General features: G+C 44.9%; 19 protein-coding genes. 9 read left to right on the top strand and 10 right to left on the bottom strand.

Translation table 11 applies throughout. The features are described 5' to 3' along the window. Window positions 1-158: 158 nt before the first annotated feature. Window positions 159-995, bottom strand: coding sequence for an AraC family transcriptional regulator (locus tag KSP24_RS10840; RefSeq protein ID WP_019686969.1), 837 nt, complete (start codon window positions 993-995; stop codon window positions 159-161). 137 nt (window positions 996-1,132) lie between these two features. On the opposite strand from KSP24_RS10840, the gene KSP24_RS10835 reads away from it, so the two are divergent. The 3 genes from KSP24_RS10835 to KSP24_RS10825 all read left to right on the top strand — a co-directional run bounded on the left by KSP24_RS10835 (window position 1,133) and on the right by KSP24_RS10825 (window position 5,292). Continuing rightward, on the top strand, window positions 1,133-3,160 hold the full coding sequence (locus KSP24_RS10835) for a beta-galactosidase (RefSeq protein ID WP_216975132.1): 2,028 nt from the start codon (window positions 1,133-1,135) through the stop codon (window positions 3,158-3,160). 68 nt (window positions 3,161-3,228) lie between these two features. Next, window positions 3,229-4,455 (top strand): MFS transporter, encoded by a 1,227-nt coding sequence (locus KSP24_RS10830; protein WP_216975131.1) that lies wholly within the window; start codon window positions 3,229-3,231, stop codon window positions 4,453-4,455. A 210-nt stretch (window positions 4,456-4,665) separates the two neighbouring features. Next, window positions 4,666-5,292 (top strand): BclA C-terminal domain-containing protein, encoded by a 627-nt coding sequence (locus KSP24_RS10825; protein ID WP_013370618.1) that lies wholly within the window; start codon window positions 4,666-4,668, stop codon window positions 5,290-5,292. 74 nt (window positions 5,293-5,366) lie between these two features. Here the strand turns inward: KSP24_RS10825 and KSP24_RS10820 are convergent, their stop codons facing one another. After that, a complete protein-coding gene (locus KSP24_RS10820; protein WP_013370617.1) occupies window positions 5,367-6,197 on the bottom strand; it encodes a DegV family protein in 831 nt (276 codons plus the stop codon). Window positions 6,198-6,628: 431 nt separating this feature from the next. Here KSP24_RS10820 and KSP24_RS10815 point away from each other — a divergent pair, with 431 nt between their 5' ends. Beyond that, entirely contained in the window at window positions 6,629-7,150 is a 522-nt protein-coding gene (locus KSP24_RS10815) for a peptidase M56 (protein WP_216975130.1), read from the top strand. Between the two features lie 88 nt (window positions 7,151-7,238). Here the strand turns inward: KSP24_RS10815 and KSP24_RS10810 are convergent, their stop codons facing one another. Both KSP24_RS10810 and KSP24_RS10805 read right to left on the bottom strand, forming a co-directional pair. Next, window positions 7,239-7,820, bottom strand: coding sequence for an NAD(P)H-dependent oxidoreductase (locus tag KSP24_RS10810; protein WP_013370615.1), 582 nt, complete (start codon window positions 7,818-7,820; stop codon window positions 7,239-7,241). Between the two features lie 73 nt (window positions 7,821-7,893). Next, window positions 7,894-8,316, bottom strand: coding sequence for a MarR family winged helix-turn-helix transcriptional regulator (locus KSP24_RS10805; protein ID WP_014599652.1), 423 nt, complete (start codon window positions 8,314-8,316; stop codon window positions 7,894-7,896). A gap of 137 nt (window positions 8,317-8,453) precedes the next feature. On the opposite strand from KSP24_RS10805, the gene KSP24_RS10800 reads away from it, so the two are divergent. After that, on the top strand, window positions 8,454-8,747 hold the full coding sequence (locus KSP24_RS10800) for a MazG-like family protein (protein WP_040101593.1): 294 nt from the start codon (window positions 8,454-8,456) through the stop codon (window positions 8,745-8,747). Between the two features lie 92 nt (window positions 8,748-8,839). Here KSP24_RS10800 and KSP24_RS10795 read toward each other — a convergent pair whose 3' ends face one another. Next, window positions 8,840-9,991, bottom strand: coding sequence for an iron-containing alcohol dehydrogenase (locus tag KSP24_RS10795; protein WP_216975129.1), 1,152 nt, complete (start codon window positions 9,989-9,991; stop codon window positions 8,840-8,842). A 246-nt stretch (window positions 9,992-10,237) separates the two neighbouring features. Between KSP24_RS10795 and KSP24_RS10790 the strand changes: the two genes are divergently transcribed. The 4 genes from KSP24_RS10790 (at window position 10,238) to KSP24_RS10775 (ending at window position 13,201) form a co-directional block, all read left to right on the top strand. Next, window positions 10,238-11,272 (top strand): stalk domain-containing protein, encoded by a 1,035-nt coding sequence (locus tag KSP24_RS10790; RefSeq protein ID WP_216975128.1) that lies wholly within the window; start codon window positions 10,238-10,240, stop codon window positions 11,270-11,272. 208 nt (window positions 11,273-11,480) lie between these two features. Beyond that, a complete protein-coding gene (locus tag KSP24_RS10785; RefSeq protein WP_216975242.1) occupies window positions 11,481-11,951 on the top strand; it encodes a GNAT family N-acetyltransferase in 471 nt (156 codons plus the stop codon). A gap of 23 nt (window positions 11,952-11,974) precedes the next feature. Next, on the top strand, window positions 11,975-12,349 hold the full coding sequence (locus tag KSP24_RS10780; protein ID WP_064963131.1) for an iron chaperone: 375 nt from the start codon (window positions 11,975-11,977) through the stop codon (window positions 12,347-12,349). Between the two features lie 174 nt (window positions 12,350-12,523). Then, window positions 12,524-13,201 carry a tetratricopeptide repeat protein gene (locus KSP24_RS10775; protein ID WP_013370608.1) on the top strand — a complete coding sequence of 226 codons (678 nt, stop codon included), beginning with the start codon at window positions 12,524-12,526 and terminating at the stop codon, window positions 13,199-13,201. A gap of 106 nt (window positions 13,202-13,307) precedes the next feature. Here the strand turns inward: KSP24_RS10775 and KSP24_RS10770 are convergent, their stop codons facing one another. From KSP24_RS10770 to KSP24_RS10750, 5 genes are all read right to left on the bottom strand, one after another. Then, a complete protein-coding gene (locus KSP24_RS10770; protein WP_064963132.1) occupies window positions 13,308-13,946 on the bottom strand; it encodes an SGNH/GDSL hydrolase family protein in 639 nt (212 codons plus the stop codon). 68 nt (window positions 13,947-14,014) lie between these two features. After that, on the bottom strand, window positions 14,015-14,437 hold the full coding sequence (locus tag KSP24_RS10765; RefSeq protein ID WP_013370606.1) for a GNAT family N-acetyltransferase: 423 nt from the start codon (window positions 14,435-14,437) through the stop codon (window positions 14,015-14,017). Window positions 14,438-14,478: 41 nt separating this feature from the next. Next, the gene (locus KSP24_RS10760; protein ID WP_064963133.1) at window positions 14,479-15,033 is read right to left on the bottom strand and encodes a nucleotidyltransferase family protein; all 555 of its coding nucleotides are present in this window, start codon (window positions 15,031-15,033) and stop codon (window positions 14,479-14,481) included. Window positions 15,034-15,054: 21 nt separating this feature from the next. Further along, window positions 15,055-16,308 carry an MDR family MFS transporter gene (locus KSP24_RS10755; RefSeq protein WP_025677927.1) on the bottom strand — a complete coding sequence of 418 codons (1,254 nt, stop codon included), beginning with the start codon at window positions 16,306-16,308 and terminating at the stop codon, window positions 15,055-15,057. Between the two features lie 34 nt (window positions 16,309-16,342). Beyond that, entirely contained in the window at window positions 16,343-18,076 is a 1,734-nt protein-coding gene (locus tag KSP24_RS10750; protein WP_216975127.1) for an ATP-binding protein, read from the bottom strand. Window positions 18,077-18,105 lie beyond the last annotated feature (29 nt).

Here is an 18,105-nt window from a genome sequence, read left to right as displayed (position 1 = left end):
AAGAACTATGAATCGTATATTTATTATGTCACCTGCACATCAGATTGATGAAACAAATGAACTATTATTTTATACTCCCTCATCCAGAAAAAAACAATAAGGAATGCTCCCTAAAAAGAGCAATCCCGAGTAAGAAAGAGTATTTCGATAAAATACCCTTATGTATACAGTATTTTGAACCTTTCCGGCGTAATTCCTTCCGCCCGGCGGAAAGTTGCCACAAAATGACTGACATCTCGGAAGCCTACGCGCTCAGAAATCTCCTTTACCGTTAATTGCGGATACTCTGTCATCATTTCCTTAGCCTTCCGCAACCGAATTACAATCAGATAAGCATACGAAGTCACACCGAACGCTTGCTTAAACAATGTATTTAAATGACGAGCGCTGACATTCATCATAACGGCCATATCCCTTAAACCCACATCTGGGCTGGCATAATTTTGCTCCATAAAGGTCAGTACAGGGGTTAAACGTTCCACATTATGAGATAAGGAAGGCATCGAGCTATGTTGTCCATGTTTACGCAGCAGAGTCAGAAAACGGTACATATTGGCCGAAGCATCTAATCCAGACAAATCACGTTCACTAACCATGGAGTGTAGCATGTTTTCCCCAAAGCTGTGCAGCTCGCTATCCGGGTCCCAATGGTACCCTCGCGTATGCTTCAATCCGAGTGCAGTCAATACAGCCGCGGCGATGGGTCCGTCAAATGTGATGTATAACGTTCGCCATACCTTGGTCGCCCGTCTGTATGCATGGGCTTCACCAGGCAGTAGCAGAACCCCGGACTGCTCACCCAAACGGAAGGTTCCCCCTTTATATGTAAACATCCCCTCACCTGACACCGTCTGAATCCAGTGAAAGCAAGGATAGCCCTCTGGACGGGAAACATCCTCCTGTCTGCTATTAAATCCGATACTTTCAATAAAAAGGGGTAAAGAGTGCTCACGAGTAGTCAGGAAAAATCGCAAATGATGGGGAGTCAAAATCATAATAAGCACCTCCGGTGTATGCGGTATCTATTTCTCATGTAGATCCATATTGTTATATACATGTTCATTTTATTATATTTAAAAGCATTTATTTGTATTATAAGATAGGATTATTCTTATATACAGAGGTGATTGGCATGATAAGCAGCAAACTTCCTAAAGTATTTTACGGTGGGGATTACAATCCTGAGCAATGGGATGAGGCCACGCATCAGGAGGATTTACGGATGTTCAGGCAGGCAGGAATTGATATCGCCACACTCAACGTTTTCTCATGGGCTAAAATTCAGTCTGACGAAATCACATATCATTTTGAGTGGCTGGATCAGTTGATTAATAATCTTTATGAAAGCGATATCTTCGTTTGTCTAGCTACTAGTACGGCAGCGCATCCTGCTTGGATGGCTACCCGTTATCCCGACATTCTTCGAGTCGATGCTGACGGGCGTAAGCGAAAATTCGGAGGACGACATAACTCTTGTCCGAACAGTCCAACCTATCGAAAATACGCAGAGCAGATGGCTGACCGACTTGCAGAGCGATACAAAGACCATCCCGCAATCCTCGTGTGGCACGTATCCAATGAGTATGGCGGGGATTGCTATTGTGACAATTGTGCCGCAGCGTTCCGGGTATGGCTCAAACAAAAATACGGATCACTAGAAGAGCTAAACCGGGTGTGGAATACTTCCTTCTGGGGTCACACCTTCTATGATTGGGATGAAATTGTACCTCCAAATAATCTGAGTGAGCATTGGGGAGAAAATCACTCCACATTTCAGGGCATATCCCTTGATTATGCGCGCTTCAATTCAGACAGTATGCTGGATTGCTACCTGCTGGAATATAACGCGATTAAAAAACATATTCCCGATGCCGTGGTAACAACCAATCTGATGGGCTTTTTTAAGCAACTGGATTATTTTAAGTGGGCTAAGCACATGGATATAGTATCTTGGGACAGCTATCCTGGGGCTAATACCCCGATAAGCTATACGGCGATGGCGCACGACCTGATGCGCGGCTTGAAGGATGGGCAGCCCTTTATGCTGATGGAGCAAACACCGAGCCAACAGAATTGGCAGGCGTATAATTCACTTAAACGGCCTGGCGTTATGCGTTTATGGAGTTATCAGGCTGTAGCACATGGCGCGGATACGGTCATGTTTTTCCAGCTTCGCCGCTCGATCGGTGCTTGCGAGAAATTCCACGGGGCCGTAATTGAGCATGCCGGGCATGACAACACACGTGTATTTCGCGAGGTGTCACAGCTTGGCAATGAGCTCGGCGCTTTAGGCAACACGCTGCTTGACGCGACTGTTCATGCCAAAGTAGCTATTTTGTTTGATTGGGACAATTGGTGGGCTTTGGAAAAGTCAAGCGGCCCTTCTGTCGCCTTGAAATACTTGGATCAGGTGCATAAGTATTATGCTACCCTCTTCCGGCGTAACGTACAGGTAGACCTGATTTCTGTGGATACAGATTTCCAAAAATATGATCTCATTATCGCGCCTGTACTCTACATGGTCAAGCCGGGTACTGCCGAGAAGCTGGAACAATTCACAGAGCGTGGCGGCACCTTCTTAACGACCTTTTTCAGTGGCATTGTAAATGAAAACGATCTGGTCACAACCGGAGGATATCCTGGTAAACTGCGTAATTTACTCGGGATCTGGGTGGAGGAAATTGATGCGCTTCTGCCTGAATCACACAACCGCATAATATTGAAAGAAAAAGTGGGCGTATTAGAAGGTGAATATAAATGTGGGTTGCTCTGCGACTTGCTGCATAGCGAAGGAGCCGAGGTGCTGGCGGAATACGGCGATGATTTCTATCAGGGCATGCCAGTACTGACACGCAATCGCTTTGGTCAAGGTGAAGCGTGGTATGTCGCTACTGACCCTGAGGAACCTTTCCTTGATGGTCTGCTGGGCTACATTTGTGAGCAAAAAGGGATTTCATCCCTGCTGCGTGCTCCTGCGGGCATAGAAGCCACTATGCGGTCCAAAGATGGAAAGTCGTATCTATTTGTTCTCAACCATAATGCCCAGACACAACAATATCATCTGGATGACCAAAAAGGAAAAGAGCTGATCAGCGGAAAATTCCTGGAAGGAGATATTTCTATTGAAGGCTATGGCTTTCAAGTGCTGGAGCTATCCTAATCAATTCAATCTGACTTATACCACTCACTTTACTGCATAAAGGTAATTTAGTACCAAAGGAGTTAATCATGAAACGACTACTATGGATCGGCAGCTTGTCTTATTTTTTAATTGGTCTAGCACATGTGGTTGTAGGCTCCCTACTGCCCGTGTTGCTAGAGCATTACGGTAGAACCTATACGGATGGCGGAAGCCTGATTTTCGCTCAATTTTCCGGCTTTCTGGCTGGAGTCCTACTGTCACCGTGGCTTGCCCGGACGTTCGGCAAACGCCGAAGTCTGGTATTTGCTCTACTTCTGCTGTGTGCGGCTGAAGTGCTGTATTCACTTCTGCCGCCCTGGGGCTGGCTATATGCCGTCGGGGCAGTAGCCGGATTTGGCTTTGGAATGGTAGAAACACTTATAGGTACTATTGTTATTGGAGGTATTACTCAAGGAACGGGCGCGGCTATGAGCCGTCTGGAAGTCTTTTTCGGGATCGGCGCCTTGGCTATGCCCGCTATCGCTAGCCAATTCATTGCTCTAGGTTGGTGGCGACTGGCATTTCCCATCATCTCCTTGTTTGCAGCCGTAGCCACTATAGCTTGGCTGCGCGGGTCCTTCGGCACACTGGACGCTCTATTGGACGAACAGGAACACCGAGGTGACTACCATAAGCGTTCCACTAATTCACTGGAGTCACCTACCGTAAAGGCTTCTATTAGCAGCCCTATAGGCAATTGGAAGCTACTTGCATTATTTATCGTTTTTTTCTTTATCTACGTAGGAACTGAGATGAGTCTGGCCAATTTCCTGCCCTCCATGTTTATCGAGCGACTCGGTCTCACACAAGCCGAAGCAGCACTCAGTGTCACCTGCTTTTGGTTGGCAATGGCCTTCGGACGGTTATTTACAGGCTACATTGCCGATCGATACGGCTACGGTGTCTTTGTCGCTCTGAGCTCACTGGCAGCGACCCTGCTGCTGTGTGTGTTCCCGTTGATCCAAGGCACTGCTGGTGCCTTTGTCCTTATCGTACTGCTGGGACTCGGCATGTCCGGCATCTTTTCCATCGCTCTTGTTTTTGCCAGCAAAATGATGCCAGGTACAGAAGAATCGACCACCAGCCTGCTTATCGGTGCAGGCGGAGTCGGAGGTGCCCTGCTGCCCTTATGGCTTGGAAACAGTATGGATCGTGGAGGGGCAGTTGCTTCAGCTTGGTTACTGGCGGGATTTGCTTGTATCCTGTGCCTGCTTGGCGGTATCCTGTACGCCCTATATGTACGCAAAAAGCGGCTTCAAACCGCTTCATCATGATATTAACCTACTACTGGCACCCCAAGTGTATCCTTAGATGACAACCAAGGATACAATTGGAGGTGCTTTTTACATACTAGACGAATGTACCTTGTACAGAAGCCTGTTTTTAGTCAAAATAGATTGTTTCCTATGAAACACAGGACAGATATCCATGCCTCCTCTAGATGAATGGAGTACTATACAACAAACCATATGGAGGTGTTTGTATTGGGTCGTCCTGAATTGAACCGAAAAAAAGGCCGTAAAAAAGACGTTTTTGTCCGTGCCTGGTTTGATAAGCTAGAAAAAAAGTTTGAGGAAATGCCCCCCAAAAAAAGAGGCCGCTCAAAACGGAAATCGTTTGGTAAAGACATCATTGTCAAAAAGCAAGTTGTACATGTGAATATTAATCATGATGCTGAAGGGGATTCCAGAACCACAGGTGATTTAGCGCAGTTCGGTTACATTTATAATGTGAGGCCCCAACTCGTTTCGATTGAAGGGGAGGTCATTTTCGATACGAACGGCATACTTACACCTGGGATTGCTCACCTTCCAGGGACTACACAAATTGCTGTAGCCGATGCAGGGAAGTATGAAGTCCACTTTTCGGTGTCGGGTATAGAACCTAACCAATTCGCCATCTTTATTAATGGCGTACTGGCTGAGGGAACCGTGTACGGCTCAGGAGCCGGGACACAGCAGAACACCGGGCAAGCCGTCCTTGCTTTGGCATGCGGTGATGTCCTTACTCTGCGTAACCATAGCTCTACTGCTGCTGTTACCCTGCAAACACAGGCCGGAGGAACTCAAGCCAGCGTAAATGCCTCTGTCCTCATTAGAAAATTGGGATAGGCTTAGACTCATGCAAAGCCCCAATATACTAAAAAGGGTTTATCCATCACACGAGGATAAACCCTGAATACTTTTTAAAAGGCGATAATGATCCCTTTGTCATTGGCATACATTGAACTAATTCCCCTGGTGGGCACAATATGAATATCTTTAAATTGATAGCGGTTCTTCAAGGTATTCATTAACTTTTGTGCCAGTCCGGGATTATTGCAATGAGTAATAACGATGCTTTCTCCTTCGGTACTCCGACCACTTTTTTCAATGGTATCTGCCAACTTTTCAATGATTTGATTCTGACCACGGGCTTGAGTAAATAATGCGATGTTTCCGTCACCGTCTGAACCTAAAATAGGCCTGATATGCAAAAATGAAAGTATCTTTCCAGTAATTTTATTCATTCGTCCGTTCTTGACCAAATTATCCAAATTCTCTAACACAAAATAGGTTTTCATCTTGCTGATAAAGCTCTCCAAAGAAGAGATAATCTCGCTTTTATGATATCCTTCGTCAATCAGCTTGCGTAATTTTAGAGCTAACAAGAGTTGTCCAGCCGATGCGCTTTTCGAATCGAATACATGAACATCTGCCCCTTCTTCTTCCGCCATATCCTTTGCGACCAATGCACTGGAATACGAGCTGGACAGGTTGCTGGATAATGTAATGGCAAAAGAAGTATGCGCGCCTTGAAAGGCTTCCTTATATAGCATAGGTGACGGTGAAGCGGAACCAATCTTGGTTGTACAGGCTTTCATTTCTTCCATAAACTGAGGCAAGTCCAATGTATCATCATCTATGAAGCATTTTTCACCCAATGTCATGTTTAATGGAATCGTAGTTACTTGCATCTTTTCTTTAAGCTCTGTCGTTAAGTCGCAGCAACTATCTGCTATGATTTTATATCTCACCCAGTACACCCTCACATTATGTTATTTTTCACTAGAATCCGCATTCATCATATTCAAAGAAAGCTCAATTAACCACATCAGGCATTTCTATTTCTATTGCCACATCGCCTTTTTCCTTATTACCGTAAGCGCTGCCGTAATTCTTGTTCTGGATACATGCAGATGATCTCGGAGTAAGGGGAAATTAATTCCATTATCTCGACGTTAAACTAAATATGGATACTATGTACTATAAAGAATTGCCAACAATAATAACAATGAAATATTTGTGAATTATTATCCTTCCCCCTTCACCTATAGACATCTCTCAGGCCGAGAACAAAAAATTCTTTAATCTCATTCATTGACTCGTTACAATAAATAGTATATTCCAGTATTTGCGATAAAATAAACCATGCTAATCTCTGTGATAGTGAAGGAGTCTTCAAACTATGCTTAAGCTAATCCCCAAAAAAAGCTTCATTATATGTATTGTTATCCTGATCGCTTTAATGGCATATTTCACAAAAGATCTAAGGACGGAGATGTCGGTAAAATCAACGGATCTATCGGAATTGTCAATAAACAATATTCCACTAAGCAAGAATATTACGGAGATTGATTTGACTGCTTATAAAAAGAACCCCGATTTTAACGATAAACACACAAAAGATGCCGATCACAGGTATTTTGAAAATTTCTTGATTGTCTATAGTTCTAGTGGAGAGATTATGAAACTGCAAACCTTGTCCGAGAGCGAATTTTCCAGCATCAGTGGCCACAAACTTCAGAAACTTGAGGATGTGAAAAATAAATTGGGCAACCATTTCGTGGATCAAAGCTACGACTCTGCCCAAAGCCTAAACGCCATAGTATATTATGACAAAATAAATCGTACGAAGGCTAGTTTTGTATATCCCCATAATAACAAGCAGGATCAGATCGTTGTCTGGACTATATTGGAAAAGTATTAGCATTTGTAAGAAAAGGCCAACCCGTAATTGCTGGTTGACCTTATCGTTTAAAGAATGTCCTACGCTTCTGAACGAATATGAACTAACTTTACAGCACCGTTTTAACCGTGTCTTGTACTTGTTTCAACAATCCTTTGTAACCATCTTCATCAAGGTAGCCGATACTACCAAGCAGCAAGTGACCGACTGATTCAATTCCAACAAAATCAAAAATACCCGTATCTGATGTGAGCTTCAATCCTGCGGTCATACCAATTTCATCGTAGATCGCGTTGGGCGTACCATGTGTATTCACGATAAACCCTTTTTTACCTGTAAGCAACTTATTAATCCCTTCTGCACCAGCCGTATATGCAAAGCCGTAGGCAAATACACGATCAACATAACCTTTCAGGATCGCAGGAAGACCTGTCCACCAAATGGGTGAAATAAACGTAATCGTATCAGACTGCGAGATATATTCCTGCTCTACTTTGATATCAGCCGGCGTTTGTCCAGCTCTCATCGCTGCCGTATCCTCAGGTTTTAATACCGGTTGAAAATCAAGAGCGTACAGATCGCGTACAACGACTTCGTCACCTTTTTCCTTCAAGGTCGTTACAACCGTTTCCAGTATCGCGTGGTTAAAGCTTTCAGCGTTAGAGTGAGCATAGATGATAAGATGTTTCATTTTCATGACCTCCAGATATTTTATTGTTATTTTGGCATTTGCATAGATATCTATACATTTACTCAAAAAAAATTTAAAACCTGTTTTTTATATGCTCCAACAGATATTCCAGTTGTTTTTTTTCCTCATCTTTGAGACCACCATAAATAGTTTCTTTTAATTTATTAGAGATCGCCTCAAATATAGGCTCCAGCTCTTTCCCCTTTTCGGTAAGATAGATCAGAGTAACTCGGCTATCCTCCCTTTCTTTTTTCCTTTCCACATACCCCAATTTTACTAGCTTGTCGATTAAAACAGTGACTGTGGGCTGTTGACGAGCAATTTTTTGCGTCAATTCCTTAATCGAAAGTCCATCCGTTTGATACAGGAACATCAGTATTCCACCATGGGTAGGTACGATTCCTTCAACTCCATAGGATTCGAGCTCAGATACAATTAATTTATTGATCGAGTCCCTAATGGTTCCTACAAGTGCAGCTGCATTATTTTTTAACATACAAGTATTATTACATAGACATCTATATATATCAAGTACTTAGTCAGTCTGATCTAATTTTAACGTATTAAATGCTTCAAAGAACTAGATCTAAGTCTGTTATAATAAGATTTTAAAAATAGTTAGGAGGTTGTTAAATGGAGCAGCTTTTAAAGAAAATCCAATACTTGAGCACCCAAGAAAAGAAAACATTAGAGCAGATGGTTCTAAAATTATCCGAAGAAGTAGGAGAAACTTCTCAAGCCATGTTGTCTTATATGAATGCAAACGGTAGCGAATATAAGCAATTGAATATTTCCGATGTCAAAGAGGAATGTGCAGACGTGATTCTTGTCGCTCTTTCTTTATTTTATAAGCTAAGCAACAACGAGGGGGAGCTTCAGGAGTTCTTAAGTAAAAAAGTGGACAAATGGGAATCTGTAATGACTTAGGCCAAAAGGGCCGTTCCCGGTATTCTTGATCAGTTCCTGGGACAGCCCTCAAAGTATATAACAAAAATAACAAAAAATAACAACAGTATTATTTATAGAATTTTCTTAAACATTTCGATAACTTGTTCTTTGCTAGGTATGAACGGATTGCCCGGAGCGCAAGCATCCTTCATGGAGTTTTCGGCAAGCAAATCTAAATCCACCTCGTTTACACCTAGTTCAGAAAGTTTGGCAGGAATCCCTACTTCCTTCGACAGGTCCTTGATTCTTTGAATTACATAGTCTGCGCATTCTTTATCCGTTTTTCCCTTATCTTCAAAACCGATCACCTTAGCAATGGCACGAAACTTCTTTGGTACATGCTTGGCATTCTCCTCCTCCACAATCGGCAGCAGCATGGCATTGCAAACCCCATGAGGCAAATCGTATACGCCGCCTAGCTGATGGGCCATAGCATGGACGTAACCCAAGCCGGCATTATTAAATGCAAGTCCTCCCAAGAAAATAGCGAAAACCATTTGTTCACGTGCTTCTATATCATGACCGTCGCTCACCGTGCGGGCCAAATTGTTAAAAATAAGTTCTACTGCTGCCAACGCGGTCGCATTTGTAACAGGGTAGGAGCCTGGAGTAACCAAAGCTTCAATGGCATGGGTCAAAGCATCTAGTCCGGTAGCTGCCGTTAATGCGGCGGGTTTGTCTACCATCAGTTCAGGATCGTTGACTGAAATCGTAGCTACGCTATTCTTGTCAACCATAACCATTTTGACTTTGCGCTCTTCGTCCGTAATGACATAATTGATTGTAATTTCTGCGGATGTTCCTGCCGTTGTATTAATAGCGACAATCGGCAGCGATTTATGCTTGGATTGATGAACGCCCTCATACTCAGTTATATGTCCCCCGTTGGTAGCAATAATGCCGATTCCCTTGGCCGTATCCTGTGGGGATCCTCCGCCAATGGAAATTAAGAAGTCACAGCCGTTTTCTTGTAGAAATTGGACGCCATCATGTACATTTTTACAGGTCGGGTTGGGCTTGACCTCATCATATACCGCATAGTCCATGCCTATATCATCCAGCAAGGATGTGACCTTGCCGGCAATTCCACTCTTCATCAGAAACTTATCCGTCACGACCAGTGCTTTGTTTAAATGTAGTTCTTTTATATAGGGTTCAACTTCATGCAAACAGCCTTTTCCCATCAGATTGATAGATGGTACAAAAAATACATGTGCGCTCATAAAAATCTGCCTCCTAAGGATTCACTTTTGATCCCTCGCTAAATACAGAACTACTCTAAAGTGAAACATTTCACAATTATAATTCTATCTTTATTTGATTTTGATGTCAATATAAAAACACAGATATTTCTTTGTTTTATTTTTGTTTTTTTTGTTTTTTGAATCAGTCCAATAATTGGTACACAACTAATCGGAGGCAGTATCGTACAACTTAGAGGAACACATTAACAACGAGGTGATGACAGCATGACAATGAACAAGAAAGTATGGCTGGCTCTGCTGGCAGTACCACTGCTTCAAGCAACCCCATCTTACGCCAAGCCGGCACCGCTAACTCCAGTAACAACCGTTTATGTGGATGACCGCCCGCTTGAGCTTACTGCCCAACCGCTACTGCTAGACGGGACAACGCTCGTTCCCATGCGGCAGTTGTTTGAAGCGCAAGGAGCTGTGCTTTCCTGGAACGGATCCAGCAAAACCGTAACAGCAACCAAAAACACCACGACGCTGACCTATCGCATCGGAAAAGCGACTGCCACCTTCAACGGTAAAACGCTATCCCTGAACGTTCCCGGACAGATTGTTGAGGGCAACACAATGATTCCACTGCGTTTTGTGAGTGAAGCACTTGGGAGCACAGTGAAGTGGGACGGCCTAACCCGTACGATTCGGATTGCCTCCACTGATGATTTTTTCACAACGGTTCTTTCCGGAGTCAACCTGCGTAGCAAACCGGATTCATCAGAAACTTCCCCTTCCCTGCGGCTTATTCCAACCGGTGAAAAGGTTCATGTCATCCGCGAGGTCAATGCCCTCTGGCTGGAAGTACGCACTAAAAACAACCTGACCGGGTACATATCGGCAAAACCAAAATACAGTGACTATACCAGCACTTCCCTAGCAGAACGGCAGGGAGATGAACTGATCGCCTACGGGCAGAAATTCCTTGGTACCCCTTATGAATTCGGCGCAGCAACCGGACAGACATCGACCTTTGATTGTTCCTCTTTTGTCGGGGAAGTGTTCCGGCATACGCTCTCTGTCGACCTCCCCCGTGTCTCTTACGATCAGGCCAAAGAAGGCCAAGAGATCGGGCTGAACGAGCTGCGCAAAGGTGACCTGCTGTTCTTCAGTGCGCGGGGGCTGGAGATCGGCCATGTGGCGATCTATGCAGGGAACAACAAATTGCTGCATACTTTCTCCAAAGAACGCGGCGTTCATTTTGACACGCTTGACGGTAAATGGAAGAAACGTTTCGTAACAGCTCGCAGGGTGTTTTAGGACAAGCAGATACCCCATAACCGTAGGCTGCTCCATTACCACATTCATTATCTTCTGATTGCCTTTTGCCGGACGCCTCCCTTGCGGTTTGCGTTCAGGCGGCAAAAGGATTCATTCGTTCCCATTGTTCAACACGTAATTGGATACTCTTCTTTAACGTTTTCTTTCAAAATCTTGAATCTTTCCCATCAGATCTGCTTAAGGAAGTATACATACCTACACGTCATTGCCTCAAGTTACTAGGCACACAGCATGGGGACCCAATACAGAAGAAGATACAAAGGCGTATATAGAACAAGTTCTAGTCTCACAGCTGGAAAAGCCACGACAAGACTACGAACTAGCCGTATGTCTTAAAGACACTGGAATTCTGATCGGCGGTGTTGGTATTCATGTCAAAGATACTAATGCAGAAATGGGTTATATTTTAAACCCAGATTATCAAGGTAAGGGTTATGCAACAGAAGCGGCACGAGCCCTGCTAGGATTTGGATTTAGCACACTTGATGTCCATCGTATTTATGCAACATGTCGTCCGGAAAATAAAGCTTCTGAGAAGGTTATGCAACAGATCGGAATGCAACGTGAAGGTATAATGCGAGAACATTGGTACTACAAAGGCGAGTTTCATGATTCATATTTGTACTCTATTCTTGCTGAGGAATATTACAGGACATAATTTTTATTTTAGGAGGGAACAACATGGAAGTTTTTGCAGAATATTTAGCGCATATTGATAACCCACAACATCGGGCCCGAACGGAAGAGGTTTTGGCTTGGGTAACCAAGAATTTTCCAAATTTATTGCCAAAAATTGCGTGGAATCAGCCTATGTTTACGGATCACGACACATTTATTATTGGCTTTAGCGTAGCCAAACATCATTTAGCCGTTGCCCCTGAAAAGGCAGGGATTAATCATTTTTCTGAGTTAATTGTGCAGGCTGGCTATAATCACACCAAGCAGTTGGTACGTATCCAGTGGGATAGTCCAGTTGATTTCTCATTACTTGAGAAAATAATCGAGTTTAATATTTTGGATAAAGCCGACTGTTCAACCTTTTGGCGGGAATGCTGAGACTTCTCATGCTCCTCTTTTTCCCCATCGATATATCAAAAGCATGTACAAGTCCCCCACCAATTCTGAAAGCTATCATCCTTCGAAATCTCATGATGCTAATGCCCCTTAAAGTAACCTATGCTATAATGTGGAAAGTATGGATAGTTACATATACAGGAGGATTGGAGCAGAATGATTGGGAAATTTTTGATTTTCTCTCTACTATGGAGTTTGCTCGGTAATCCGTTTTTGGCAATGCTCGTACTCCTAATTGTGATCTATATATTGGATCGCAGTTTTGTCGGTGTATTGCCCAGCATCAGCAAACCGTGGAAAAGAAGACGCAATGCAGCACGATTGCGTCAACAGATTGTGTTAAACACCAACGATGTGGCTGCCAAGTTTGATTTGGCTCGGATTTGGATCGAAAGCAAGAAATACTCGCAGGCTTTGGAGCTACTATTGGAAATTCAATCCCGATATGAAGATTCAGCAGATTATTGGAACGCGCGGGGTACGGCTGAGGTACACACAACCCACCTGGAGGATGGAGAACAGCATTTACTCAAGGCACTGGACATTAACCCGCGGGTGCAATACGGTGAACCCTATTTGCATTTAGCCGCAGCTTTCAAGGAACGGGACGTAAATAAGTCACTACACTATCTACAGCATTTTCAGGAGATTCAGTCTTCTTCCAGCGAGGGCTATTATCTGACAGGCCTGATGTACCGTATGCTGGGACGCAAGGATGAAGCCATCACTGCATTTAACCAGTCTATTGCTGTCTATCGTTCTCTGCCCAAATACCGCAAACGAAGTGAGCGCAAGTGGGCTGCACGCAGTCTATTCCGTAAAATAATCAGCTAAATCACACGCTAAAACGCAAAAAGGAGGTTCAAGATGAACAGTTAATCTGCCATGATGAACCTCTTTCTTTATTATACTTTTTCCGATCCAAAGCATCCTCTCACGGTCATCGTAACGGCGTATAACCAAGTCGATTCAGCTCTTCCGCAATCACGCGATAACCACGGCTGTTCGGATGTATCCGGTCCAGCGAAAGCAGTGCCCGTTCATTGCCTTCGAATATGGGATAAATGTTCGCTACCCGATAATTCGGCCCGCCCAATGTATAGAGAAACGAGTTGTATTGGCGCACATATACTCCCGCCTCCCTTACTCCTGGAAAAGGATTATATAACCCCACCATTCGGATGATAAATGGCTCACGCTGACCGGACTTTATTTGATACAGGGCATGTACAATTTGGCGTACATGTTCTTTGGTATGATTCAGCGCTTGCGGAATGGAAGAACCCGACGCGCCTGGGCTTCCAGCAAGTGTACTGATATATGGACGCAGATCATTCCCGCCGATCGTCACCGTTATGAGTTCAGCCCGGCTGATTGCCGACCGAAAAAGCGGATTGTTGCGGACCATGGACAGCAGCTCCTGCGATGTCAATCCGTTGATTCCCAGATTCTCATAACTGACTGGCGTACGGAGATGTCTTTCCGCCATTCGCCGATAGACAGGTACAAAGCCGCCACTCAGCAACGTCCCTGCACCTGTCGTTAAAGAATCTCCAATCGCTGTGTAGTGATACGCCAATGAAACCCACCTCCCTCCGACATAACATATATTATGTAGAAAAAAGGAAGTGGGACACGGAGATTCGCTTATTCTTCGTCTATTTCATATATACAATGGAATTGCCCACCATCTGGCAAATCTTCCGATCCATATACGGCAAAACCCACGTTGCGGAAGAAATCTGCCCCCTCCGCATCTGTGTCCACCGTAAGTCGCTTCGGGCTACGCTCCTTAATAAGCGTAAGCAACATCCCTCTGCCGTAGCCTCTATGACGATTTTCAGGTAATACAGCCAGATGATGGAGCACGATCGTTCCATCCTCCCGCTCCTCAAAACCGACAACACCTACAATAAGTCCTTCATCTTCCACACCGAACAACTTCCATTCATCCGAGGCTTGATAAGCACGCAAAGCCGCCTCTCCGCGTTCAGGATGATCAAGCACAGCATAGGTAAGAAGCTCCAGCACCTCCTCACGATCTGAATCTGGTTTTATATTTTTGAACATCGTTAGTCGTCTCTCCTTATAATCTGAAATGAGGTTATACTTTAGTTTTCCACAATAAGCAACGGCCAATTATCTAGCCACTGTTTTTCAAATACACGCTGACGAAAAGCCGTAGTGTGACGGAACAGGGGGCTTTGGCGTACCCGCATATCCAGCAGATCTTCCAACCCATGCGGACAAATAACTTCCATTTGATCCTTGGCATTCAATCGAATGGCTACAGCTGTTGCCGTCTCTGGCCAGCGGCTCATCGCATCCTCTATCGAGGAATACGGAGCCTCCCCGTTGCGAATATGCATCCGAGCTTGATTTTTGACAGACCAGTTGCGTCCTGCCTGTTTACGATTCAAGGACTGCTCCAGAAACTCATCTCGTTCCTCTAGCGTATTTTTAGGGTCAAAATAAATAACATCGATATCGTTTAGAGGTGTAGCCGTTGTATAGCCATGAAGCTTGTCCCAAACCCGGTTTCGTACATAGCCCGCGGCTATACAGCCTTGCGGAAGCTTCAGCCCTCGCACATAACGCAAGTCTTCCAAGACCTGTGGATCATTCATATATTGTATAATTCGTAGCACATCTTCTTCCGACTTCATCCTGTACTCAGCTCCCTTTTTTTATGATGATAGTTGCTGCACAGACTCCCCACCTTGAGCCGCGAACCGGGCTGTACGTTGCGCCAAACGGCGGCGTGCTACCAGCAGGAACGGAATACCGATCACAACCGACAGTGCAACCGGAACAAACACGGCAAGCGGTGCTGTTTGACCATAGATATCCAGCAACCAGCCACCAAATAAAGGAGCCAGTACACTACCCAAATTATTAAAGCCGATCGTACCGAAGTAGGTCCCTTTATATTGGACATCAGCAATTTGATCAATCAGTACGTCCAGCATCGTGAACAATAATACTTCGCCTACTGTAAACAACACCATATCCAGTATAAACATCCAGCCTGAGTTTAGCATACCGCACAGCAGCAAGCTGACTGCAATACATATATTCCCTGCTATTAAGGAATTCACTGGAGAAAAGCGGCTTGCCAGTCGTACCAGTGGATACTGAAAAGCCAATACGCAAACCGCGTTGACCGTTAGCATGTATGTAAACCACCGGGTACCTTCCTCGAAGGACAACGATAAAAATTGAGGCATTGTCGAATTGGAATGAGCATAGCCCATTACGCAGAATACGGTTCCCAACAAAATCGGCATAAATACGGGATCTCTGCTGGCTGTTCGGAACGCCTCACCCATCCGCAGCGGAGCCTCGCCTGCGGTTGTGCCTACATGCAGATCTGCTGCATACCGAGTAAATTGGATCAACAGCAGCACCCCGTACAGAGCATACACACCAGCGGCTACCATAAACGGCGTACCTGTAGATGCCGATCCCAACATCAAACCAAGCAGCGGTCCTGCCACCACACCAACATTAATCGCCGCATATCTCATGTTATAGACGAGCAATCTTTTCTCCTTGGGGGTTACATCTGATAATAGCGCCCTCGAAGTTGGCTCGAACAAGGATCTGCATAGTCCGTTCAGAGCATTAATGACAAAAAAAGCCCAAGCCGCTTCTGCCAACGCAAAAGCGACGAATACAAGCGCCCAACTCGCGATGGATACCAGCATCACCTTACGCCGTCCGATCCGATCTGAAATATATCCACCGTAAAAGCTGGCAAAAATGCCGACCAGCGAGCTGACCGATACGATCACCCCCGTATGAAAGGGGGAGACCCCTAGACGGGTGGTCAGATAAATAGACAAAAATGGGATGCTCATAGAGGTCGCCATCCGACCAAAAATCGTACCTGCTATAATTGTCCAAGCCAGCGGGTGAATGGAACGCAGCTGTTCTTTCATATATATATCTTAGATCCTCCTTCTAGGTACAAGTCTAACAAGGGGGAATCAGTCTAGACTGGTGAATATAACGTTCCAGCTCTAAGCACGTTGCCTGATAGACAGACTGGAGCGCAGACAACTTCACTTGCGTATTCTCAAGTCGGTTCTCCCGTGCAAGCTGTTCAATATCAGACAGCAACTTGGACAAACGCCCGACCCCTAGACTCACGCTGCCTGATTTCAACTCATGAGCAGCCTCTACTACTTTTGTGGCTTCGCCCGCAGCAACCAATTCTTTTAACTTGTTGATTTTGGCAGGTGTATCACTAGTATACATTTCAACCAATGACTCGAGTAATCCCGTGCTACCATCCTCATCCAGCAACATAATTTCCCGAATAACATCCTCATCCAAAATAGGCTCGGATTCCGGAACGGGTAGCCATTTGACGAGCTTTTCTGAGAGATTTTCAATCGTCACCGGTTTCGTCAAGTAATCGTTCACTCCAACCTCCCGCCCACGAGCCTGGTCTTCCTCGGACACATTTCCGGTCAAAGAAATGATCGTTACGGGCGGCTGTTGGTTTTCTACTTCCCACTGGCGGATCGCTTTCGCCGCATCGTGACCATTTAGCAGAGGCATATGGTGATCCATTAGAATGCAGGCGTAGGATCGTTCGGAGGCCGCTCTTACTGCGGCTTTCCCATCCTCGGCAAAGTCAATATGCTGGAATCCCAGGTGGTTAAGCTGTAATTGCACCACTTGACGATTCACCCGATTATCCTCAGCCACCAAAATAGCTTGAGAAAGACTATGCTCACGAAGCAATTCGCTACGTGCCGTCAATTCACCATTTTCATGTTTCTCTATTTTATCTGCCTGTCCTGATGCCTTCCTGAAGGGAATTTCAAACCAAAACGTGGAGCCTTGGCCTTCTTCGCTGACGATCCCAATCTCTCCCTGCATAAGTTTCACAAACGAGCTGCATATCCATAGTCCCAGTCCCGTTCCTCCATATTGAGAGGCGCCGCCCTCACCGGCTTGCACATAAGGCTGAAACAGCTTGTCCTGATCCTCCGGTGAAATCCCGATGCCCGAATCCTGTACTTCAAAACGAACACGTTGGGAATCTTTTGTTTCCTCAACCAATTTTGTCCGAACAACAAGGTTCCCTTCGCTTGTAAATTTATTCGCATTGTTCAACAGATTAAGCAAGATCTGCATGATCCTTGCCGAATCTCCTTCGAGATGCTCTGCCACGCCAGGATCAGTCTCTATACTCAACTGATTGCCTATCTGATAAATTTGTGGCTCCAACAACTGGGCAACATGGCTCATAATCGCTTGAACTCTGACATTTCCGATCTCCAATTCCATCTGTCCTGCTTCTACTTTGGATATATCGAGCAGATTATTAATCATGTTTAGCAGCAGAGAGGCCGACTCACGTATCACACCGATGGCCTGCCGCTGATCTGGAGACAGTTTGGATGCAGCTAACATTTCGATCATCCCCAGAATTCCGTTCATTGGCGTTCTAAATTCATGACTAACCACGGCGAGAAAAGTGCTCTTCAGGTCATTAGCCCGTATCGCTTCTTCCTTTGTCCGCTTTAATTCCGCATTGCTTTTGGCAAGCTGACGTTGCAGATTGACCAGCTCGTTGTTCATTGCTGAAAATTCATTCAGCAGCTTTTCTTCCTCAGCTTTGCTTTTCAGAACCTCATCCGTTAATTGTTCGACCGTTCTCCGCAGGACAGCCATTTCTGCTGTCGGTTCCTTCATATTAAAAGGCCCCCTTTACAAAATGACTT

The organism is Paenibacillus sp. AK121, from assembly GCF_019042715.1.
Classification (GTDB): domain Bacteria; phylum Bacillota; class Bacilli; order Paenibacillales; family Paenibacillaceae; genus Paenibacillus; species Paenibacillus polymyxa_C.
This window is presented reverse-complemented; position numbering and strand designations above follow the sequence as displayed.